Origin of the sequence: Streptomyces sp. NPDC059201, from assembly GCF_042754585.1 — a bacterium.
Classification (GTDB): domain Bacteria; phylum Actinomycetota; class Actinomycetes; order Streptomycetales; family Streptomycetaceae; genus Streptomyces.
This window is the reverse complement of sequence record NZ_JBHZBB010000004.1, coordinates 326,399-346,854: the sequence shown is the minus strand read 5'-3', so window position 1 is coordinate 346,854 and position 20,456 is coordinate 326,399. Positions and strand designations below refer to the sequence as shown.

Sequence of the window (20,456 nt, the reverse complement as noted above, 5' to 3'; positions counted from 1 at the left end):
GGCGGAGCCCGCGCTGGGCACGGAGCCCACCGCAGGCGAGCCTGCATCGGAGGCCAAGCCCACCGCGGGCGCCCCCGCGCCGAGCGCGGAGCCCGCCGCAGGCGTGCCTGCACCGGAGGCCAAGCCCGCTGCGGACGCCCCGCCGCCAAGCGCGCAGCCCGCGCCGGAGGCGGAGCCCGCGCCGGAGGCCAAGCCCGCCGCAGGCGAAGACGGTCCCGGCACCGACACCGGTCCCGACACCGACCCCCACCCCCACCCCGACCCCGCCGGAGGCGATTCCGCGTGAATGACGCACTCGACGTCGGCGTTCGGCTGCTGCTCGTCTTCGTCGCGTTTCTTGTGCTGCCGCTCGTCGTCGGGCAGACGGAGCACAAGGTGATGGCTCACATGCAGGGGCGGCTCGGGCCCATGTACGCGGGTGGGTTCCACGGGTGGGCCCAGCTCGTCGCGGACGGGGTGAAGTTCGCGCAGAAGGAGGACGTGGTCCCGAAGGACGCCGACCGGCGGGTCTTCCAGCTCGCGCCGGCCGTCGCCCTCCTCCCGTATCTCCTCGTCCTCGTCGCGATCCCGGTCGCACCGGGTTCCGTCGGCGCGGTCGTCGACGCCGGCATCTTCTTCGTGCTCGCCGTCATGGGCGTCGGCGTGCTCGGCAGCCTGATGGCCGGCTGGGCCTCGGCCAACAAGTTCTCGCTGCTCGGCGGCCTCCGCACCGCCGCCCAGCTGCTCGCGTACGAGCTGCCGATGCTGCTCACCGCCGCGTCCGTCGCGATGGCCGCCGGCACCGTCTCCCTCACCGGCGTCCTCGACGCCTTCGAGTGGTGGTGGGTGCCCTGGCAGATCGTCGGCGCGCTGGTCTTCTTCGTCGCGGGGCTCGCGGAGCTCCAGCGCCCGCCGTTCGACATGCCCGTCGCCGACTCCGAGATCATCTTCGGCGCGTACACCGAGTACACCGGCCTCCGCTTCGCGCTCTTCCTGCTGGCCGAGTACGCCGGCATCGTCGTCCTCTGCGGCCTCACCACCGTCCTCTTCCTCGGCGGCTGGCACGGCCCCTGGGGCGCCGACGGCCTCGGCTGGCTCTGGACCCTGCTCAAGACCGCGGTCCTGGCCTTCGTCGTGATCTGGCTGCGGGTCAGCTACCCGCGCCTGCGCGAGGACCAGCTCCAGAAGCTCGCCTGGACGACCCTCGTCCCGCTCGCGCTCGCGCAGATCGCGCTCACCGGCATCGTGAAGGTGGCGATCAGCTAAATGTCCCCGAACTTCCCCGGCTCCGGCCTCGCCAAGGGCCTCGCCGTCACCCTCCGCACGATGACGCGCAGGTCCGTCACCGCGCAGTACCCGGACGCGCAGCCCGAACTGCCGCCCCGCTCGCGCGGGGTGATCGCGCTGTTCGAGGAGAACTGCACGGTCTGCATGCTGTGCGCCCGCGAGTGCCCCGACTGGTGCATCTACATCGACTCCCACAAGGAGACCGTCCCGGCCGCCGCCCCCGGCGGCCGCGAGCGCAGCCGGAACGTCCTCGACCGCTTCGCCATCGACTTCTCCCTCTGCATGTACTGCGGGATCTGCATCGAGGTGTGCCCCTTCGACGCCCTCTTCTGGTCGCCGGAGTTCGAGTACGCCGAGACCGACATCCTCGAACTCACCCACGAGCGCGACAAGCTCCGCGAGTGGATGTGGACGGTCCCCGAGCCGCCCGCGCTCGACCCGATGGCGGAGGAGCCGAAGGAGATCGCCGCCGCCCGCAAGGCCGCCGACAAGGCCGCGGCAGCCGAGGCCGCAGCCGAGGCCACTGCCCAGGCCGCGGCCGCCCAGGCAGCCGCCGAGGCCACGGAGCAGCAGGAGGGCCCGCAGTGATCCTCGCCGCCACCCCGGCCGCCTTCGCCACCCCGGCCGCCGCCACCACCCCCGGCTTCCTCTCGCCCTCCGGCGTCGAGATCGCCTTCCTCCTCGTCGGCCTCGTCACCCTCGGCGCCGCGATCGTCTCCGTCACCACGAAGCAGCTCGTGCACGCCGCGCTCTGGCTCGTCGTCGCGCTCGGCGGCCTCGCCGTCGAGTACCTCCTCCTGACCGCCGAGTTCATCGCCTGGGTCCAGGTCCTGATCTACGTCGGCTCCGTCGTCGTCCTCCTCCTCTTCGGGCTCATGCTCACCAAGGCCCCCATCGGCCGCTCCCCGGACGCCGACTCCGGCAACCGGCCGGCCGCCCTCGCCGTCGCGGTCGCCGCCGCGGCCGCCCTCGTCTGGGTGGTCGTCGACGCCTTCCGCACGACGTGGATCGAGCTGGACGGGCCCGCGCAGGGCTCGACCGGAGTGACCGGCGAGATCCTCTTCCGGCACTGGGTGCTGCCCTTCGAGGCGCTGTCCGTGCTGCTCCTCGCCGCCCTGGTCGGCGCCATCGTCCTGTCCCGCAAGAAGCCGGAAGGGGAGCGGGACTGATGCACCTCGCCTACCCCGCCGTCCTCGCCGCGCTCCTCTTCTGCGTCGGCCTGTACGGCGTCCTCGCCCGCCGCAACGCGATCCTGGTCCTGATGTCGGTCGAGCTGATGCTCAACGCCGTCAACCTCAACCTGGTCGCCTTCGACGTCTGGCTCCGCGACGCCCTCCACGCCGGCCAGGCCCTCACCCTCTTCACCATCGCCATCGCCGCCGCCGAGATCGGCATCGGCCTCGCGATCGTCCTGATGGTCTACCGCAACCGGGGCACGTCCGACGTCGACCGCCTCCGCGACACGGCGGAGCCCACGCACAGCCCCGACGAGACAGACGAGACCGACGAGACCGGCGAGACCGACGAGAAGGCCGAGGCCGCCGCGTGACCACCACGACCCTCGCCGTCCTCGTCCCCCTCCTGCCCTTCCTCGGCGCCGCCGCCGGTCTCGCCGTCGGCCGCACCGCCCCCGGCTTCGTCCGGCCCCTCGCCGTGCTGCCCACCCTCGCCGCCGCCGTCCTCGCCGTCCTCGTGGCGATCCGCCAGGGCGGCAACTCGGTCATCGAGGCGAGCACCCAGCTCACCCCCACCGGCTCCGTCCCGATCTCCCTCGGCGTCCACATCGACGGCTTCGCCGCCCTCGTCGCCGTCCTCGTCGGCGTGGTCGCGAGCTGCGTGCAGATCTACTCGACCGGCTACCTCCGCGAGGACCCCCGCTACCCCTCGTACGCGGCGCTGGTCTCCCTCTTCACCGCCGCGATGCTCCTCGTCGTCTACTCGGGCGACCTGATGGTGCTCCTGGTCGGCTGGGAGATCATGGGCATCTGCTCGTACTTCCTCGTCGGGCACTACTGGGAGACCCCCGAGGCGCGCTCCGCCTCCCTGAAGGCGTTCCTCGTCACCAAGCTCGGCGACGTCCCCTTCCTCTTCGGTCTCTTCGCGCTCGCCGCCGACGCCGGCACCTTCCGCATCGAGGGGATCCTCTCCACGGTCGCGAGCGGCGGCCTCGACCACCCCACCCTGGTGGCCCTGCTGCTCCTCGCCGGCGTGGCCGGGAAGTCCGCGCAGTTCCCGCTGCACACCTGGCTCCCCGACGCCATGGCCGGCCCGACGCCGGTCTCCGCGCTCATCCACGCGGCCACCATGGTCGCCGCCGGCATCTACTTCGTCGCCCGCCTCCTCCCGGTCTTCGCCGCCTCCGCCGCCGCGATGACGGTGCTCGCCGTAATGGCCGCCGTCACCATGGTCGGCTCGGCGCTCGCCGCGCTCGCCCAGGACGACATCAAGCGGGTCCTCGCCTACTCGACGATCGGCCAGCTCGGCTACATGGCCGGGGCGCTCGCCGTCGGCGACCGCGGGGCCGCCGTCTTCCACCTCCTCTCGCACGCCGCCTTCAAGGCGCTGCTCTTCCTCGCCGCGGGCGCGGTCATCCACGCCGCCGGCACCAACTCGCTCACCGCCATGTCCCGGATGAGCGGCCTGGCGAAGCGGATCCCCGACGCGTACTGGACGATGACCGTCGCCCTCCTCGCGCTGGCCGCGATCCCGCCCTTCGCCGGCTTCTTCTCCAAGGAGGCCGTCCTGGTCGCCGCCGAGCACACCGCGCTCGGCGACCGGACCACCGCCCCCGCCGGGGCCGGCTGGATGGTCCTCGTCGCCGGTCTGCTGACCGCCCTCCTCACCGCCGCGTACGCGCTCCGCCTCTGGCTCCGCACTTTCCGCGGCCGGGGCGCGGAGGCCCCGGATCACGGCCGTCAGCCGATCGCGATGACCAGCGTCCTGTGGGTCCTCGCGATCCCCTCCCTCGGCTTCGGACTGAGCGCCGCGTACCTCGACGACTGGTTCGACGGCGAGGCCCTCACCCCGACCCTCACCACCGCCGTCCTCGGCACCGGCCTCGCCGTCGCCGGAGGCGCCGTCACCTACGCCGTCTGGCGCACCCTCGCCGCCAGGGCCGTACCCCCCGTCACGACCCCGCACGTCGCCCACCCGGACGCCGAGGCCGGACTGGTCGAGGCCGAGGCGCTGCACCTGCCGCACCCCACCCAGGACCCGGCCGACCCCGGCCGCGCCCTGCTCGGCCCGCTGTACGGCCCGGCCACCGACGGCTTCCGCCTGGACGCCCTCTACCGGAAGGTCTTCGTCCGCCCCGTGCTCGGCGCCGCCTCCCTGGTCCGCTTCCTGGACCGCGAGGTCGTCGACACCTACGTGAGCGGTGCCGGATCCACCGCCAAGGGCCTCGGCCGGCTCGTCCGCCTCGCCCAGACCGGCAACGTCCAGACCTACCTGAGCGCCCTGCTCGCCGGCTCCGTCGTCCTGGCGATCGCCGCCGTCGCCCTCGCCAACGCCTTCGCCGGAGCGTGAGCCGTGATCGATATCAGCGAATCCGTGATGCAGTTCCTTCTCGCGTTCATCGTCGCCGCGCCGCTCCTCGGCGCCGCCGCCGCGCTCCTGCCCGCCCCGCCCGGACTGAAGGGGAAGTCGCCCGACCAGGCGGTGCTCCGCCACGGCGTCACCGTCACCGGCGTGATCCTGCTCGCCACGATCGCCCTCACCCTGGGCTTCGACCACGACCACCCGTCGAGGATGCAGGCCACCACGGACATCAGCTGGATCAGGGCACTGGACGTGCGGATCCACCTCGGTGTCGACGGCATCTCGCTCCCCCTCCTGCTCCTCACGGCGCTGCTGACGTTCCTCTGCGCGCTGTACTCCTACTCCAAGCCGCCGACGGGCCCGTCCCCGAAGGCGTTCGTCGCGCTGCTGCTCGTCCTGGAGGCCGGCACCCTCGCCACCTTCGCCGTCCTCGACCTGGTCCTCTTCTTCCTCGCCTTCGAGATGGTCCTCGTCCCGATGTACTTCCTCATCGCCCGCTGGGGCGGCGAGGGCCGGCGGGCCGCCGCCGGGAAGTTCATCCTCTACACGCTGCTCGGTTCCGTGGTCATGCTGCTCGGCCTGCTCCTGATCGGGATCAAGGCGGGCACCTTCGACATGGTGGCACTCGCCACCGACAACGGCCGCGGACTGACCACATCGGTGCAGGTCACCGCCGTTCTCGCGATCGGTCTCGGGCTCGCCGTGAAGACCCCGATGTGGCCCCTGCACTCCTGGCTGCCGGACGCCCACACCGCCGCCCCCACGGTCGGCTCGGTCCTCCTCGCCGGCGTGCTCCTCAAGATGGGCACGTACGGCTTCGTCCGCATCGCCCTGCCCATCGCCCCCGACGGCATGCACATCCTCGCCCCCTACATGGCCGCCTTCGCCGCCGCCGGAATCGTCTACGGATCCCTCGCCTGCCTCGCCCTCGCGCGCCCCGGCGCCAAGGGCGACCTCAAGCGCCTGATCGCGTACTCCTCCGTCGGCCACATGGGCTTCGTCCTCCTCGGCATCGCCACCCTGACCCCCACCGGAGTCAACGGCGCGCTCTTCGCCAACATCGCCCACGGCCTCATCACCGGCCTGCTGTTCTTCCTCGCCGGCGCCGTGAAGGACCGCTACGGCACCGCCGACCTCGACACCCTCGCCGGGGCCACCGGCGCCGCCCTCTACGGCCGCGCACCCCGCCTCGGCGCCCTCCTCGCCTTCGCCGCCGTCGCCTCCCTGGGCCTGCCCGGCCTGGCCGGCTTCTGGGGCGAGATGCTCGCCCTCTTCGCCGCGTTCGACCCGGCCGAGGGGCTGAACCGCTCCGCGTACCTCGTCTTCATGGCCCTCGGCGGCCTCGGCACCCTGCTCACCGCCGCGTACCTGCTGATCGTGGTCCGCCGGGTCTGCATGGGCGGCCCCCGCCCGGCCGGCGAACCGGAGCTCGCCGACGTCCAGCCGTACGAGCTGGCCGCCTGGACCCCGCTCGCCGCCCTCACCGTCCTCGCCGGACTCTGGCCCGCGGTCCTCCTCGGCCTCACCGACCCGGCCGTCCAGCAGCTCCTCGCGGGAGGCACCCAGTGATGTCCGCCAGCACCGCCGACGCCTCCCTCGTCCAGTCCGTCGACTGGCTGACGATCGCGCCCCCGACGCTCACCGCCCTGGTCGCGCTCGGCGTCCTCGTCACCGACCTCTTCGTCCCCCCGGAGCGCAAGCGGCTCCTCGGCTGGATCTCGATCGCCGGCCTCGCCGCCGCCCTCGCCCTGCTCCTCCCGCTGCGCTCCGGCGACCGGGCGACCTTCTGCCTCACCGCCGGCGCCCAGACCGACAGCCACGCCCAGACCGCCGGGTGCAGCTACACCGCCGACCACTTCACCCTGGTCATCCAGCTCCTCGTGCTCGGCGGCGCGCTCCTCACCGCCCTGCTCTCGCTGCCCGCCACGCGCGCGGGGAGGCTCCCGGCCGGCGAGTACTGGTTCCTGCTGCTGTCCTCCGCCGCCGGCGCCGCCCTGCTGCCCGCCTCCCGCGACCTCGCCACCCTCGTGGTCGCCCTGGAGGTCGCCTCGCTGCCCGCCTTCGCGCTCGTCGGCCTGAAGCGCGGCGACCGCCGCTCCAGCGAGGCCGCCCTCAAGTTCTTCCTCTCCTCGGTGACCGCCACCGCCGTCACCCTCCTCGGCGTGAGCTTCGTCTACGCCGCGACCGGCACCCTCCACCTCACCGAGATCGCCGCCCGCCTCGACGAGGTCCCCGGCCAGCTCCAGACCCTCGCCGAGGCCGGCGTCGCGCTCACCCTCGTCGGCTTCGCCTTCAAGGTCGCCGCCGTCCCCTTCCACTTCTGGGTCCCCGACACCTACACCGGCGCCCCGCTGCCCGTCGCCGCCTACCTGTCGGTCGTCGGCAAGGCCGTCGGCTTCACCGGCCTCATCCTGGTGACCGTCGTCGCCTTCCCCTCGTACGCCGACATCTGGGGCCCCGCCCTCGCCGTCCTCGCCGCCCTCACCATGACCGCGGGCAACGTCGCCGCCCTCCGGCAGGACCCCACGCGCGCGGGGAGCGCGATCCGGCTGCTCGCCTGGTCCTCCGTCGCCCAGGCCGGCTACCTCCTGGTGCCGATCGCGGCCGCCGCGTACTCCAGCGACGACCAGGTCGGCGCCACCGTCGCGTACGCCCTCATGTACGCCGTCGTGAACCTCGGCGCCTTCGCGGTCGTCGCCCTCGTCGCCCGTACCCACCCGGGCAAGCGGATCTCCGACCACGCCGGGCTCCACGCCACCAGCCCCGCCGCCGCCCTCGCGCTCGCCTTCTTCCTCCTGAATCTGGCCGGTTTGCCCCCGGGTATCATCGGCCTCTTCGCCAAGGTGACCGTCTTCTCGTCGGCCGTCGACGCGGGCCTCGGCTGGCTGGCCGTGGTCATGGGCGTCAACGTCGTCATCGGCCTCGCGTACTACCTGCGGTGGACGGCCCTGCTGTTCCGCACGCCGGAGCACGCCGTCCAGGGGACGCCGGCGCGGGCCCCCGCGCCCGTCACCGTGGCGATCGTGCTGACCGCCGCCGCCGGAGCCGTCCTGTCGGGCTACCCGCAGTTCGCCCTCCGCTTCGCGACGGCCGGCCTGTTCTGACACCCCCACGGCCCCCCACGGCCCCACGGAACCCCTAGGAGCAACACCCCGTGCTGAACGGATTCAAGGACTTCATACTTCGCGGGAACGTCATCTCGATGGCCATCGGCCTGGCCGTGGGCACCGCGTTCACCGCCGTCGTCACCGGCTTCAGCAAGGCGTTCATCACCCCGCTCATCGGTCTCGCCACCGGCTCCGTCGGCAACTTCAACGACGCGCAGTTCCACGTCGGCAAGACCGTCTTCCCCTACGGCCTGGCGATCTCCGCCGCCATCGCGTTCGTCATCACCGCCGCGGTCCTCTACTTCCTCATCGTCGCCCCGCTGGCGAAGGTCCAGGAACGGTTCGCCAAGGAAGAGGCCCTCGACCCCAAGGCCGAGAAGCGCGACTGCCCCCGCTGCTTCACCGAGATCCCGGCCGTCGCCTCCCGCTGCGCCCACTGCACCAGCGAGGTCGAGCCGATCGCCACCAGCCTGGAGAAGCTCTCCGTCCCCGCCTCCCGCTGAACCGGAGCGACCGGCCGGAGCGACCGGCCGTGGTGACGATCACCCGAACGGCGTAACACGTCCCCGGTGCGGCCGGGGGAACCGCAGCCTCTCGCCTGGCGTTGACCAGTACGTGAGGGTCCACTGGACGCGTGGACCACCAAGCAAAGGGTTCCCCTGCCGCACCACTTGGAGGGCGTACCGTGCACCGCCGGCACAACGGGCTGAGGACCGCCGTACTCCTCGGAGGGCTCTCGGCCCTCATCATCGTCATCGGCAGCTTCTTCGGCCGTACGGGCCTGATCGTCGGACTCGTCGTCGCGATCGGCACCAACGCGTACGCGTACTGGAACAGCGACAAGCTGGCCCTGCGGGCCATGCGCGCCCGCCCCGTCAGCGAATTCGAGGCCCCCGCCCTCTACCGGATGGTGCGGGAGCTCTCCACGCAGGCCCGCCAGCCCATGCCGCGCCTCTACATCTCGCCGACCCAGGCGCCCAACGCCTTCGCGACCGGACGCAACCCGCGCAACGCTGCCGTCTGCTGCACCGAGGGCATCCTCGCCCTCCTCGACGAGCGCGAGCTGCGCGGAGTCATCGGCCACGAGCTGAGCCACGTCTACAACCGGGACATCCTCATCTCCTCGGTCGCCGGCGCGCTCGCCTCCGTCGTGATGTTCCTGGTCAACTTCGCCTGGCTCATCCCCGTCGGCCGCTCCAGCGACGACGACGGCCCCGGCCTCCTCGGCTACCTGATGATCCTCATCCTCGGCCCCATCGCCGCCTCCATCATCCAGCTCGCCATCTCCCGCTCCCGGGAGTACGAGGCCGACGCCTCCGGCTCCCAGCTGACCGGCGACCCGCTCGCCCTCGCCAGCGCCCTCAGGAAGCTCGAAGCGGGCACCAAGCAGCTCCCGCTGCCGCCCGAGCCGCGGATCGAGACCGCGAGCCACATGATGATCGCGAACCCCTTCCGACCGGGTAAGGGACTCTCGAAGATGTTCTCGACCCACCCGCCCATGGCCGAGCGGATCGCCCGGCTCGAAGAGATGGCAGGTCGCCGCCCGTGAAGACCATCCTCAACGTCATATGGCTCGTCCTCTCCGGCTTCTGGCTGTTCCTCGGCTACCTCGCCGCGGGCCTCCTCCTCTGCATCACCATCATCGGCATCCCCTTCGGCCTCGCCGCCTTCCGCATCGGCCTCTACGCCCTCTGGCCCTTCGGCCGCACCGTCGTCGACAAGCCCGGCGCCGGCGCCCCCTCCTGCGTCGGCAACGTCCTCTGGCTGATCCTCGCCGGCTGGTGGCTCGCCCTCGGCCACGTCGTCACCGGCGTGCTCCTCTGCCTCACCATCATCGGCATCCCGCTCGGCCTCGCGAACTTCAAGCTCATCCCCGTCTCGCTGCTGCCGCTCGGCAAGGACATCGTCCCCACCGACCAGGCGTACGGCGGAGGCACGGCCTCCTCCCCGCGGACGTACGGCAACCAGGGCTTCTGACCACCGCCGTGCGGAACCCGCGCTACGCCCTGCTCTCCGGCCGCCACGTCCTGGCCCTCTGCCAGGACGTCGACGGCCTCTACGGCGACCCCGCCCCGCACCCGCGCGCCCGCCACGAGCTGCGCGGCTGCGAACCGCGCGGCGCACTGGCCCGGGCCGTCACCCAGGCGATCGTCGAGGGCACCGCCCCGCTCGGCACGCTCGACGTCGAGACCCCCGACGGACCCTGGCGCTTCGAGGCCGTCCGCGTCCTCGGCGCCCGCGGCGACGTCGTCACCATCGAGGCGGCCGGGCCGCCCCGCCGCCACCACGGCGCCCCCGCCCCCGTCCCCTGCGCCCACCTCATCCCGCTCCCCGGCGCGGAGCCCTCCCGCACCGAGGTCACCTTCCTGGGCTGCTCCCCGCGCGGCGCCCTCCGCGAAGCCCTCGCCACGAGCGCCGGCACGGGAACCGGTACCGGAGGTTTCGAGGAGGTCCGCTACCAGGTCCTGCGCGGCGGCGGGAACCTCCGGCACGAGGGCGAGGCGGGCCGCGTGACCGCCTGGGACACCGCCCGCGACCACCACGGCCTCCTTGACCTCACCCTGGCCTTCCCCCGCACCGGCCTGATCCCGGCGCAGACCCGCGCGGTCTGGGAGCTCTTCCACGACCACCGGCCCCCCGCCGAGCCGGGCACCTGGCGCCGCTTCACCGGCGCCGCCCGCGCCGCGTGGCGCCACGAGGCCGCCCTCCGCTCGCGCGACCTGCCGGAACCCGCCCCCGGCGCCACGTACACCCTCGACGGCCGGGGGATCACCGACGGGGACGCCCTCGTCTGCGCCGTCACGGAAGCGGTCCACGGCCCCGGCCTGGCCTACCCCTTCGACGACCCGCACGCGCTCGGCGCGGAGCTCTCCGGCCGCACCCTCGTCTGGCAGCACGCCGACATCGCCCGCGCCTGCCTCGGCGTCACACCCCTCCTCGCCGACCCCCGCCCGGCCACCTTCCAGGAGTGGGTCGACGGCCTCAGAGCCGAAGGCGTCCGCGTCGTCCTCGCCTGACCCCGCCGCGACGCCCGGACGCGGTCACACCCGGCCCGTCTCCCGCAAGGTGAGGTTGAGCCGCCCGGTCAGCCCGAGCGACGGTTCGGCCGTCCCCGGGTACACCTTCGGCACGCCGTGGTACACCCACCGCGACTCCCCGCCGAACACGAACAGGTCCCCGGAGCCCAGCTCCACATCCGTCCACGGCCGCCCCCGCCCCTCGGCGTTGCCCAGCCGGAAGACGCAGCGGTCGCCGAGGCTCAGCGACACCACGGGCGCCCCCGACCGCTCCTCCTTGTCCTGGTGCATGCCCATCCGGGCCCCGTCCCCGTAGAAGTTCACCAGCGCGGTGTCCGGCGCGAAACCACCGTCGTCCCCGTACGCCTCCGCCACCGCCTCCCGCCCCAACGCGCCGAGCCAGTCCGGCAGTTCGACGGCGACGGAGTCGAGATAGCGGTACGGGACCCACTGCCGGCCCAGACACAGCGACCGCACCGACATGACACCCCCGCCGGGCAGCACGGTATGACGGTACGCCAGCGGCCCGCGCCCGAACTCCCGGCAGGCCGCGACCAGTTCCCGCTGCCTTTCGAGCGGCAGCCACCCCGGCACGTGCACCGCCCCGGGCGCGACCACGGCCCGCTCGCGCGGGAACAGCCCCTCGGTCACGCGAGGGCTCCCTCCAGGCCGAGCAGCGACCGCTTGCGCTCCAGCCCCGCCGCGTACCCGCGCAGACTCCCGTCCGCGCCGATCACCCGGTGGCAGGGCCGCACCACGAGCAGCGGATTGCGCCCGATCGCCGTTCCCACGGCCCGCACCCCGGCCCCGCCGGCCCCGACCAGCCGCCCGATCTCGCCGTAGCTGACGGTCGTCCCGTACGGGATCTCCTCCAGGGCCGCCCAGACCCGCCGCTGGAACTCCGTCCCGGCGTCCGCGGCCAGCGGCACGTCGAACCGCTCCCGCCGCCCCTCGAAGTACTCCTCCAGCTGCCGCACGACCTCCGCGAAGGCCCCCTGGTCGCGGACCCAGCCGTCCTCGACGGCCACGGCCCCCTTCTGCTCCGGCAGCGAGAGCGAGCGCAGCACGGCGCGGCCCCCCGCGGCGAGCCGCCCGGTCAGCAGCATCTCGCCCAGGGGGCCGTCGGCGTACGCGTACACGGTGATGTCGTCCATGACTCCAGTGTGCGAGCCCCGCCGGCCCGTGGACCGGCGGCTTTCGGACACCTACCTACCTACCGGTAGTTGACGAACTGGATCGCGAAGTCGAAGTCCTTGCCCTTGAGCAGCGCCTGCACGGCCTGGAGGTCGTCCCGGCTCTTCGAGCTGACCCGCAGCTCGTCGCCCTGCACCTGCGCCTTGACGCCCTTCGGACCCTCGTCCCGGATGGTCTTCGCGACCTTCTTCGCGTTCTCCTGCGAGATGCCCTCGGTGACCGACGCGAAGAGCTTGTACTCCTTGCCGGACAGCTGCGGCTCGCCCTCGACGTCCAGCGACTTCAGCGAGATGCCCCGCTTGATCAGCTTGGTCTGGAAGATGTCGAGGATCGCCATCACGCGCTCCTCGCCGTTCGCCTGCATCAGGATCTTCTCGCCCGACCAGGAGATCGAGGCGTTGGTTCCCTTGAAGTCGTAACGCTGGGAGATCTCCTTCACGGCCTGGTTGAGGGCGTTGTCGACCTCCTGCCGCTCGACCTTGGACACGATGTCGAAACTGGAGTCGGCCATGACTCGTGGCTCCTTGCTCGGATGCTGTGGGGTACCCCCAAAGCCTAGGGGGTGAGCAACGGCCCGAACCTCTGATCACCCGCCGATCAATCCGGTGGCGAACCACCCCCGGGGATCAGGTATTGTTTACGTCGTTGCCGGGGAACACCGCAGAACAGTGGGGCTCCAAGGCAGCGAACCCATGGCGATGTGCCCGAGTGGCCAATGGGAGCGGACTGTAAATCCGTCGGCTTAGCCTACCCAGGTTCGAATCCTGGCGTCGCCACGTGAAGAAGGTCCCCGGTGTCCGCACCGGGGACCTTCACTCGTTTCCTGAGGGCCTGAGGGCCTGGGGGTCAGTTGCCGGCCACGTCCTTCACCGCGACCGTGACCGGGGTCGAGCCGGAGACCAGTTCCAGGGTCAGGCCGGCCGTGCCGGGGGAGTCCACCAGTTCGGCGAGGACGGCCGCCACGTCGTCGCGGGGGACCGGGCCGCGGCCCGTGCGGGCCTCCAGGCGGACCAGGCCCGTGCCGGCGTCGTCCGTGAGCATGCCGGGGCGCAGGACCGTCCACTCCAGGCCCGGACGGGACCTCACCGCGTCGTCCGCGGCGCCCTTCGCCCGCAGGTAGACGTCGAAGACCTCGTCGCCCTCGTGCCGGGCGTCCGCGCCCATCGACGAGACCACGACGAGACGCCGCACGCCCGCCCGCTCCGCCGCGTCCGCGAACAGGACCGCCGCCCCGCGGTCCACCGTGTCCTTCCGGCCGGCCCCGCTCCCCGGGCCCGCGCCCGCCGCGAAGACGGCCGCGTCCGCGCCCCGCAGGGCCTCCGCGACCTCCTCCACGGACGCCGACTCCAGATCCAGCACGACGGGCTCCGCACCCGCCGCCCGCAGGTCCTCCGCCTGCTCCGGGCGGCGGATGATCCCGACCGCCTCGTGTCCGCCCGCCGAGAGCAGCCGCTCCAGGCGCAGGGCGATCCGACCGTGTCCTCCAGCGATGACGATGCGCATACCCCGACCGTACGACTCAGCGGGCCGCCGGGCCTCCCGGATCCGGCCGGGACTGACGCGGCAGGTCCAGCGCCGCCGCCGAGTCGCAGTACTCCCGCACCGCGCTCGTCCGCGCCACCACCCGCCCCCGGTGCACCACGATCCGGCTGTACGCCAGCGACAGCACGCCCGCGAGCCCCGCGCCCCGCACCGCGAGCAGCTCCGCCGGGAAGCCCGCCTCCACCCGCACCTCCGGAAGGCCCATCGCCTCCCGCGCCCGGGTGCTCACCGCCCCGTACGCCTCCGCCGGGTCCAGCCCCTCCAGCGAGGCCAGCAGGAAGGCCGCCTCCAGCGGGTCCCCGCGCCCCACCGGGTTCGCCGCGTCCCGCAGCGCCCCGCCGCCCGCCGCGAGCCGTACGCCCGCCGCCCGCAGCAGCCGCACCGGGGCCGTACCGCGCCGCTCCGTCCCCGCGCAGCCGCCCTGCGGCAGGCAGAGGACCGTCACGCCCGCCGCCGCCAGCCGGTCCGCCGCCCGGCCCGCCACGTCTTCCGGCAGCCGCGCGAGGCCCGCGCACGGGCCGATCGCCACCCCCGGCCGCAGCCCGCCGGCCATCGCCGCGAAGCGGGCGAGCCGCGCCGGGTCGTCGCCGTCCGTGTGCAGGTCCACCGGCACGCCGTGCTCGGCCGCCACCTCCAGGACCGCCTCCACGTACCCCGCCGGGTCCGGGTCCAGGTCCGGGCAGCCGCCCACCACCCCGGCGCCCATCTTCACCGCGTCCCGCAGCATCGCGAGGCCGTCCGCGCCCGCCGCCCCGGTCAGCAGCCGCGGCACCGCCACGGCCGTCAGGTCCGCCAGGCCGCGCAGCGAGCGCCGGGCCTGGAGGACGGCCTCCAGGGGGCCGAGCGCGTGCACGTCGCCGATCCGGACGTGGGCCCGCAGGGCCGTCGCCCCGTGCCCGAGCTGGAGCAGCGCCGCCTCGGTGGCCCGCCGCTGCACCTCCTCGGGGGCGTACGAGACCGGGCCGGGGGTGTCCGCGGAGAGCGCCGTGTCGGCGTGGGCGTGCGGCTCGGCCGGGGCCGGCAGCAGCAGGTAGCCGGCCAGGTCCACCCGGGCGCCGGCGGTGCTGAGACTCCCCGCGGTGCCGACGGCCTCGATACGGCCCCGCACGAGCCGCACGTCCACGGTCCGCCCGTCGGTCAGCCGGGCGTTCGACAGCAGGAGCGCGTTCGCGTCCTCGGTCGCCGCGCCGCCCGCGTCGTCGGAGGGCTGACGGGGCTGCTTGCTGTCGGCTGACATCGGTGCTCCTCCTGGCTCGCGGCTGGCTCGCCGACCGGCTCACCAAGATCGAGTTCACGCAGCGTGGGGCAGAGCCTAGGGGCGGGCCGGGCCGCCTTCGAGGAGGACCGCAATAGTCGTACCGATGAGTCCACGACTGGCGTACGGGTGGGGCGGGCGGGCATGCCGGTGAGGGGCGGGGAAACGGATTTGGGTGATGGGCCGGAGACCGTGTAATGTCTTCCTCGCTCGCCCCAATAGCTCAGTCGGCAGAGCGTCTCCATGGTAAGGAGAAGGTCTACGGTTCGATTCCGTATTGGGGCTCTGGTGCCGGGAATCCCGCCTTCGGGCGGGGCTACTGACATCAAAGCGGTGTAGCTCAGTCGGTAGAGCAAGCGGCTCATAATCGCTGTGTCACCGGTTCAAGTCCGGTCACCGCTACACACGGTAGCCGATTGTGGGGTCGGTCCTGCGATCGGCTACTCTTTCATGCGTTCATCCATCCCATCCGTCCGTCAAGGAGCACTCACGTGGCTGCCACCGACGTCCGCCCGAAGATCACGCTGGCCTGCGTGGAGTGCAAGGAGCGGAACTACATCACCAAGAAGAACCGGCGTAACAACCCGGACCGACTGGAGATGAAGAAGCACTGCCCCCGCTGCAACTCGCACACCGCGCACCGCGAGACGCGCTAATCAGGCTCGTTCACGAGGCCGCCCCCACCCCGGGGGCGGCCTCGTGGCGTTTGTCGCAACAGATCAAGCTCGCAGATCAGCTTGCATCAGATCAAGGTCGCAACAGATCCAGCAGGAGGTATCGAGTCCATGGCGCTCGACCAGTCCTTCGTGGGCCGGACCTATCCGCCCACCGCCCCCTACGAGGTCGGCCGGGAGAAGATCCGCGAATTCGCCGAGGCCGTCGGTGACGCGAATCCCGCCTACACCGACGCCGAAGCGGCCAAGGAACTCGGCCACCCCGATGTGATCGCCCCGCCGACTTTCGTGTTCGCCATCACCTTCAAGGCCGCCGGCCAGGTGATCGAGGACCCGCAGCTCGGCCTCGACTACAGCCGCGTCGTCCACGGCGACCAGAAGTTCGCCTACACCCGGCCCGTCCGCGCCGGCGACCGCCTCTCGGTCACCTCCACCATCGAGGCGATCAAGTCGCTGGCCGGCAACGACATCCTGGACATCCGCGGCGAGGTCCACGACGAGAGCGGCGAGCACGTCGTCACCGCCTGGACCAAGCTCGTCTCCCGCGCCCCCGAGGAGAGCTGACCATGACCGCGAAGATCGCCTACGACGAGGTCGAGGTGGGCACCGAGCTGCCCGCGGGGACCTTCCCCGTGACCCGCGCCACCCTCGTCCAGTACGCGGGCGCCTCCGGGGACTTCAACCCCATCCACTGGAACGAGAAGTTCGCCGTCGAGGTCGGGCTCCCGGACGTCATCGCCCACGGCATGTTCACCATGGCCGAGGCGATCCGCGTCGTCACCGACTGGGCCGGCGACCCCGCCGCCGTCGTCGAGTACGGCGTCCGCTTCACCAAGCCGGTCGTCGTCCCCAATGACGGCGTCGGCGCCGTGATCGAGGTCTCCGCCAAGGTCGGCGCCAAGCTGGACGACCAGCTCGTGCGGGTCGACCTCACGGCGACCAGCGCGGGCCAGAAGGTCCTCGGCATGAGCCGGGCCGTGGTCCGCCTCGCCTGAGCGGTCGCGCGAAGGGTACTTACCCCTTGAGGTAAGTACCCTTGAGCCCGTGCAGCAGCTCAAGGACGCCCCCCTCGCCCCCCTGACCACCTTCCGGCTCGGCGGCCCCGCCACCCGGCTCGTCACGGCCACCACGGACGACGAGGTGATCGCCGCGGTCCGCGAGGCCGACTCCTCCGCGACCCCGCTGCTCGTCATCGGCGGCGGCTCCAACCTGGTCATCGGGGACGAGGGCTTCGAGGGCACCGTCCTGCACATCGCCACCAAGGGCTTCGCCCTCGACGGGACCACCCTCGAAGTGGCGGCCGGAGAGGTGTGGTCCGAGGTCGTCGACCGCACCGTCGAGGCCGGGCTCGCCGGGATCGAGTGCCTGGCCGGCATCCCCGGGTCCGCCGGCGCCACGCCCGTCCAGAACGTCGGCGCCTACGGCCAGGACGTGGCCGAGACCATCACCGAGGTCGTCGTCTACGACACCCGCGACCACCGGAAGCTCACGCTCACGAACGAGCAGTGCCGCTTCTCGTACCGGCACAGCGTCTTCAAGGAGCTGCCGGACGAGTACGTCGTCCTCCGGGTCCGCTTCGAGCTGGAGGACGCCGGCGGGCTGTCGGCGCCGATCGCGTACGAGCAGACCGCCCGCGCGCTGGGCGCCGGGATGGGCGACCGCGTCCCGCTCGCGCACGCCCGGGACACCGTCGTGAAGCTCCGCGCGAGCAAGGGCATGGTCCTCGACCCCGAGGACCACGACACCTGGTCCGCCGGCTCCTTCTTCACGAACCCGATCCTCACCAACGACGAGTTCGAGGTCTTCCGGGCGCGGGTGGCCGAGCGCCTCGGCCCGGACGCCCAGGCCCCGGCCTTCCCCGTCGGCACCTCCTCCACCAAGACCTCCGCCGCCTGGCTGATCGACAAGGCCGGATTCACCAAGGGGTACGGCTCCGGGCCCGCGCGGATCTCCACCAAGCACACCCTCGCCCTCACCAACCGCGGCGAGGCCACCACCGAGGACCTGCTCGCCCTCGCCCGCGAGGTCGTCGCCGGCGTCCACGACGCCTTCGGCGTCACCCTCGTCAACGAGCCCGTGACGGTCGGCGTCAGCCTCTAGGGCCTCCAGGGCCTCTAGGAAGCCGGCGCGGCCAGCCAGTCGTCCACCCCGGCCAGCAGGTCCTTCCGTACGTCCTCCGGGGCCGCCGAGCCCCGGATGGACTGGCGGGCCAGTTCGGCCAGTTCCGCGTCCGTGAAGCCGTGGTGGCGGCGGGCGATCTCGTACTGGGCGGCGAGCCGGGAGCCGAAGAGCAGCGGGTCGTCGGCGCCCAGGGCCATCGGGACGCCCGCCTCGAAGAGCCTCCGCAGCGGCACGTCCTCGTGCTTCTCGTACACGCCCAGGGCCACGTTCGACGCCGGGCACACCTCGCACGTCACGCCCCGCTCGGCCAGCTTGCGCAGCAGCCGCTCGTCCTCGGCCGCCCGTACGCCGTGCCCGACCCTGGCCGCCCGCAGGTCGTCCAGGCAGTCCCGCACGGAGGAGGGGCCGGTCAGCTCGCCGCCGTGCGGGGCCGCCAGGAGACCGCCCTCGCGGGCGATGGCGAAGGCCCGGTCGAAGTCACGGGCCATGCCCCGGCGCTCGTCGTTGGAGAGCCCGAAGCCCACCACGCCCCGGTCCGCGTACCGCACCGCGAGCCGCGCCAGCGTCCGCGCCTCCAGCGGGTGCTTCATCCGGTTCGCCGCGACCAGCACGCGCATCCCGAGCCCGGTCTCCCGGGCGGCCGCGTCGACCGCGTCCAGGATGATCTCCAGGGCCGGGATCAGCCCGCCCAGATGCGGCGCGTACGAGGTCGGGTCGACCTGGATCTCCAGCCACCCCGAACCGTCCCGCACGTCCTCCTGCGCCGCCTCCCGCACCAGCCGCTGGATGTCCTCCGGCGAGCGCAGGCACGAGCGGGCGATGTCGTACAGGCGCTGGAAGCGGAACCAGCCGCGCTCGTCCGTGGCCCGCAGCCTCGGGGGCGTACCGCTGCTCAGCGCCTCCGGGAGGTGCACCCCGTACTTGTCGGCCAGCTCGATGAGGGTGGTGGGCCGCATCGAACCGGTGAAGTGCAGGTGCAGATGGGCCTTGGGCAGCAGGGTGAGATCGCGGGGGTGCTCCATTGACCGATCCTGCCTTACCCGAACGGCGGTATGCACGGGCATTCCCCGATCGATACCCGCCCGAACGCAAAAACGGGCCCCCGGCGCCGAAGCACCGGGGGCCCACCCTTGAACAGTCAAGGCTGGTTCAGTCGCGGGCCTCGGCCAGCAGCTTCTGGATCCGGGACACGCCCTCCACCAGGTCCTCGTCACCGAGCGCGTACGACAGGCGCAGGTAGCCGGGGGTGCCGAACGCCTCGCCGGGGACGACCGCGACCTCGGCCTCGTCCAGGATCAGCGCGGCCAGCTCGACGGAGGTCGCCGGGCGCTTGCCGCGGATCTCCTTGCCGAGGAGCCCCTTCACCGACGGGTACGCGTAGAACGCGCCCTCGGGGGTCGGGCAGTAGACGCCCTCGATCTCGTTGAGCATCCGCACGATCGTCTGGCGGCGCCGGTCGAAGGCGGCGCGCATCTCGGCGACCGCGTCCAGGTTCCCGGAGACGGCGGCCAGCGCGGCGACCTGGGCCACGTTGGACACGTTGGAGGTGGCGTGCGACTGGAGGTTCGTCGCGGCCTTCACGACGTCCTTCGGGCCGACGATCCACCCGACGCGCCAGCCGGTCATCGCGTACGTCTTCGCCACGCCGTTGACGACGATGCACTTCTCGCGCAGCTCGGGCACGATCGCCGGCAGCGAGGTGAACTTCGCGTCGCCGTACACCAGGTGCTCGTAGATCTCGTCGGTGAGGACCCACAGGCCGTGCTCGACGGCCCAGCGGCCGATCGCCTCGGCGTCGGCCTCGCTGTAGACGGCGCCGGTCGGGTTCGACGGGGAGACGAAGAGGACGACCTTGGTCCTCTCCGTGCGGGCCGCCTCCAGCTGCTCCACCGAGACGCGGTAGCCGGTGGTCTCGTCGGCCACGACCTCCACCGGGACACCGCCGGCGAGGCGGATCGACTCGGGGTAGGTGGTCCAGTACGGGGCCGGGACGATGACCTCGTCGCCCGGGTCGAGGATCGCGGCGAACGCCTCGTAGATCGCCTGCTTGCCGCCGTTGGTCACCAGGACCTGGGAGGCGTCGACCTCGTAGCCGGAGTCGCGGAGCGTCTTGGCGGCGATCGCGGCCTTCAGCTCGGGCAGGCCGCCGGCCGGCGTGTAGCGGTGGTACTTGGGGTTCTTGCAGGCCTCGACGGCCGCGTCGACGATGTAGTCCGGGGTCGGGAAGTCGGGCTCACCGGCGCCGAAGCCGATCACCGGGCGCCCGGCGGCCTTGAGGGCCTTGGCCTTGGCGTCGACGGCGAGGGTGGCGGACTCGGAGATCGCACCGATCCGGGCGGAGACCCGACGCTCGGTGGGAGGGGTAGCAGCGCTCATACGGCCATGGTCCCAGACCCCTTCCCGGCCCGGCACGCAGGTTTCAGGGAGCGGACAGGAGCGGTCGATACCGGTCGAAGGACGGCCCTCGGGCAGGTCGGCGCGGTTCCTGTTCGACGGGAGGCCCCAAGACCACGTACACTCACACCTCGTTGGCCCGCACCGACCCCCTCACACATGGGGTAGGTTGGGGGACACCGCAAAGGGTCGTAGCTCAATTGGTAGAGCACCGGTCTCCAAAACCGGCGGTTGGGGGTTCAAGTCCCTCCGGCCCTGCTACACACACCGCCAGGTTGTGTGCGCATGTACGTCTTCATTGCATTGTCGTGCGGCTCCACCCGGGCGCGGCACGGCCACGACCCGGAAT

General features: G+C 72.5%; 22 protein-coding genes and 4 tRNA genes. 19 read left to right on the top strand and 7 right to left on the bottom strand.

The window, feature by feature from the left end:
• Nucleotides 1–282 precede the first annotated feature (282 nt).
• The 11 genes from ACFXMG_RS16015 to ACFXMG_RS15965 all read left to right on the top strand — a co-directional run bounded on the left by ACFXMG_RS16015 (nucleotide 283) and on the right by ACFXMG_RS15965 (nucleotide 10,927).
• On the top strand, nucleotides 283–1,245 hold the full coding sequence (locus tag ACFXMG_RS16015) for an NADH-quinone oxidoreductase subunit H (RefSeq protein ID WP_383823098.1): 963 nt from the start codon (nucleotides 283–285) through the stop codon (nucleotides 1,243–1,245).
• On the top strand, nucleotides 1,246–1,854 hold the full coding sequence (locus ACFXMG_RS16010; RefSeq protein WP_383823100.1) for a NuoI/complex I 23 kDa subunit family protein: 609 nt from the start codon (nucleotides 1,246–1,248) through the stop codon (nucleotides 1,852–1,854).
• Nucleotides 1,851–2,435 (top strand): NADH-quinone oxidoreductase subunit J, encoded by a 585-nt coding sequence (locus ACFXMG_RS16005; protein ID WP_383823102.1) that lies wholly within the window; start codon nucleotides 1,851–1,853, stop codon nucleotides 2,433–2,435. The genes ACFXMG_RS16010 and ACFXMG_RS16005 overlap by 4 nt, the downstream gene beginning before the upstream one ends.
• Nucleotides 2,435–2,815 (top strand): NADH-quinone oxidoreductase subunit NuoK, encoded by a 381-nt coding sequence (gene nuoK / locus ACFXMG_RS16000; RefSeq protein WP_383823105.1) that lies wholly within the window; start codon nucleotides 2,435–2,437, stop codon nucleotides 2,813–2,815. The genes ACFXMG_RS16005 and nuoK overlap by 1 nt, the downstream gene beginning before the upstream one ends.
• Nucleotides 2,812–4,791 (top strand): NADH-quinone oxidoreductase subunit L, encoded by a 1,980-nt coding sequence (locus ACFXMG_RS15995; protein ID WP_383823108.1) that lies wholly within the window; start codon nucleotides 2,812–2,814, stop codon nucleotides 4,789–4,791. Before nuoK ends, ACFXMG_RS15995 begins: the two co-directional genes overlap by 4 nt.
• A 3-nt stretch (nucleotides 4,792–4,794) precedes the next feature.
• Entirely contained in the window at nucleotides 4,795–6,372 is a 1,578-nt protein-coding gene (locus ACFXMG_RS15990; RefSeq protein ID WP_383823111.1) for a NuoM family protein, read from the top strand.
• The gene (locus ACFXMG_RS15985; RefSeq protein ID WP_383823114.1) at nucleotides 6,372–7,907 is read left to right on the top strand and encodes an NADH-quinone oxidoreductase subunit N; all 1,536 of its coding nucleotides are present in this window, start codon (nucleotides 6,372–6,374) and stop codon (nucleotides 7,905–7,907) included. Before ACFXMG_RS15990 ends, ACFXMG_RS15985 begins: the two co-directional genes overlap by 1 nt.
• Before the next feature lie 50 nt (nucleotides 7,908–7,957).
• The gene (gene mscL / locus ACFXMG_RS15980; RefSeq protein WP_383823117.1) at nucleotides 7,958–8,413 is read left to right on the top strand and encodes a large conductance mechanosensitive channel protein MscL; all 456 of its coding nucleotides are present in this window, start codon (nucleotides 7,958–7,960) and stop codon (nucleotides 8,411–8,413) included.
• Between the two features lie 182 nt (nucleotides 8,414–8,595).
• Entirely contained in the window at nucleotides 8,596–9,459 is an 864-nt protein-coding gene (gene htpX, locus ACFXMG_RS15975) for a zinc metalloprotease HtpX (protein ID WP_383823119.1), read from the top strand.
• Nucleotides 9,456–9,887: a YccF domain-containing protein gene (locus ACFXMG_RS15970; RefSeq protein WP_383823121.1), complete on the top strand. Its 432-nt coding sequence runs from the start codon at nucleotides 9,456–9,458 to the stop codon at nucleotides 9,885–9,887. The genes htpX and ACFXMG_RS15970 overlap by 4 nt, the downstream gene beginning before the upstream one ends.
• 8 nt (nucleotides 9,888–9,895) lie before the next feature.
• Nucleotides 9,896–10,927, top strand: a complete 1,032-nt coding sequence (locus tag ACFXMG_RS15965; protein ID WP_383823124.1) for a hypothetical protein — start codon at nucleotides 9,896–9,898, stop codon at nucleotides 10,925–10,927.
• Nucleotides 10,928–10,951: 24 nt separating this feature from the next.
• On the opposite strand, the gene ACFXMG_RS15960 is transcribed toward ACFXMG_RS15965, so the two are convergent.
• The 3 genes from ACFXMG_RS15960 to ACFXMG_RS15950 are packed head-to-tail and all read right to left on the bottom strand — an operon-like array spanning nucleotide 10,952 to nucleotide 12,632.
• Nucleotides 10,952–11,578 (bottom strand): alpha-ketoglutarate-dependent dioxygenase AlkB family protein, encoded by a 627-nt coding sequence (locus tag ACFXMG_RS15960; RefSeq protein WP_383823127.1) that lies wholly within the window; start codon nucleotides 11,576–11,578, stop codon nucleotides 10,952–10,954.
• A complete protein-coding gene (locus ACFXMG_RS15955; RefSeq protein WP_383823130.1) occupies nucleotides 11,575–12,081 on the bottom strand; it encodes a methylated-DNA--[protein]-cysteine S-methyltransferase in 507 nt (168 codons plus the stop codon). The genes ACFXMG_RS15960 and ACFXMG_RS15955 overlap by 4 nt, the downstream gene beginning before the upstream one ends.
• A 59-nt stretch (nucleotides 12,082–12,140) precedes the next feature.
• Nucleotides 12,141–12,632, bottom strand: a complete 492-nt coding sequence (locus tag ACFXMG_RS15950; RefSeq protein WP_043228851.1) for a YajQ family cyclic di-GMP-binding protein — start codon at nucleotides 12,630–12,632, stop codon at nucleotides 12,141–12,143.
• 183 nt (nucleotides 12,633–12,815) lie between these two features.
• Between ACFXMG_RS15950 and ACFXMG_RS15945 the strand changes: the two genes are divergently transcribed.
• A tRNA-Tyr gene (locus ACFXMG_RS15945) sits at nucleotides 12,816–12,897 on the top strand.
• Nucleotides 12,898–12,967: 70 nt separating this feature from the next.
• Here ACFXMG_RS15945 and ACFXMG_RS15940 read toward each other — a convergent pair.
• Together ACFXMG_RS15940 and ACFXMG_RS15935 are read right to left on the bottom strand one after the other, a co-directional pair.
• Nucleotides 12,968–13,624 carry an SDR family oxidoreductase gene (locus tag ACFXMG_RS15940; protein ID WP_383823133.1) on the bottom strand — a complete coding sequence of 219 codons (657 nt, stop codon included), beginning with the start codon at nucleotides 13,622–13,624 and terminating at the stop codon, nucleotides 12,968–12,970.
• Between the two features lie 16 nt (nucleotides 13,625–13,640).
• Entirely contained in the window at nucleotides 13,641–14,900 is a 1,260-nt protein-coding gene (locus tag ACFXMG_RS15935) for an amidohydrolase family protein (RefSeq protein ID WP_383823136.1), read from the bottom strand.
• A 230-nt stretch (nucleotides 14,901–15,130) separates the two neighbouring features.
• Here ACFXMG_RS15935 and ACFXMG_RS15930 point away from each other — a divergent pair.
• From ACFXMG_RS15930 to ACFXMG_RS15905, 6 genes are all read left to right on the top strand, one after another.
• A tRNA-Thr gene (locus tag ACFXMG_RS15930) sits at nucleotides 15,131–15,203 on the top strand.
• A 44-nt stretch (nucleotides 15,204–15,247) separates the two neighbouring features.
• Nucleotides 15,248–15,320: transfer RNA gene (locus ACFXMG_RS15925), tRNA-Met, on the top strand.
• Between the two features lie 89 nt (nucleotides 15,321–15,409).
• Nucleotides 15,410–15,574 carry a 50S ribosomal protein L33 gene (rpmG, locus tag ACFXMG_RS15920; RefSeq protein ID WP_003956487.1) on the top strand — a complete coding sequence of 55 codons (165 nt, stop codon included), beginning with the start codon at nucleotides 15,410–15,412 and terminating at the stop codon, nucleotides 15,572–15,574.
• A 129-nt stretch (nucleotides 15,575–15,703) separates the two neighbouring features.
• Nucleotides 15,704–16,156, top strand: a complete 453-nt coding sequence (locus ACFXMG_RS15915; RefSeq protein WP_383823138.1) for a MaoC family dehydratase N-terminal domain-containing protein — start codon at nucleotides 15,704–15,706, stop codon at nucleotides 16,154–16,156.
• A gap of 2 nt (nucleotides 16,157–16,158) precedes the next feature.
• Nucleotides 16,159–16,587, top strand: a complete 429-nt coding sequence (locus tag ACFXMG_RS15910) for a MaoC family dehydratase (RefSeq protein ID WP_383823141.1) — start codon at nucleotides 16,159–16,161, stop codon at nucleotides 16,585–16,587.
• A 49-nt stretch (nucleotides 16,588–16,636) separates the two neighbouring features.
• Nucleotides 16,637–17,692: a UDP-N-acetylmuramate dehydrogenase gene (locus ACFXMG_RS15905; RefSeq protein WP_383823144.1), complete on the top strand. Its 1,056-nt coding sequence runs from the start codon at nucleotides 16,637–16,639 to the stop codon at nucleotides 17,690–17,692.
• Nucleotides 17,693–17,706: 14 nt separating this feature from the next.
• On the opposite strand, the gene ACFXMG_RS15900 is transcribed toward ACFXMG_RS15905, so the two are convergent.
• Entirely contained in the window at nucleotides 17,707–18,735 is a 1,029-nt protein-coding gene (locus ACFXMG_RS15900; protein ID WP_383823146.1) for an adenosine deaminase, read from the bottom strand.
• A 127-nt stretch (nucleotides 18,736–18,862) separates the two neighbouring features.
• Entirely contained in the window at nucleotides 18,863–20,089 is a 1,227-nt protein-coding gene (locus ACFXMG_RS15895) for a pyridoxal phosphate-dependent aminotransferase (RefSeq protein WP_383823149.1), read from the bottom strand.
• 203 nt (nucleotides 20,090–20,292) lie between these two features.
• Between ACFXMG_RS15895 and ACFXMG_RS15890 the strand changes: the two genes are divergently transcribed.
• Nucleotides 20,293–20,365 (top strand) — tRNA-Trp (locus tag ACFXMG_RS15890).
• Nucleotides 20,366–20,456 lie beyond the last annotated feature (91 nt).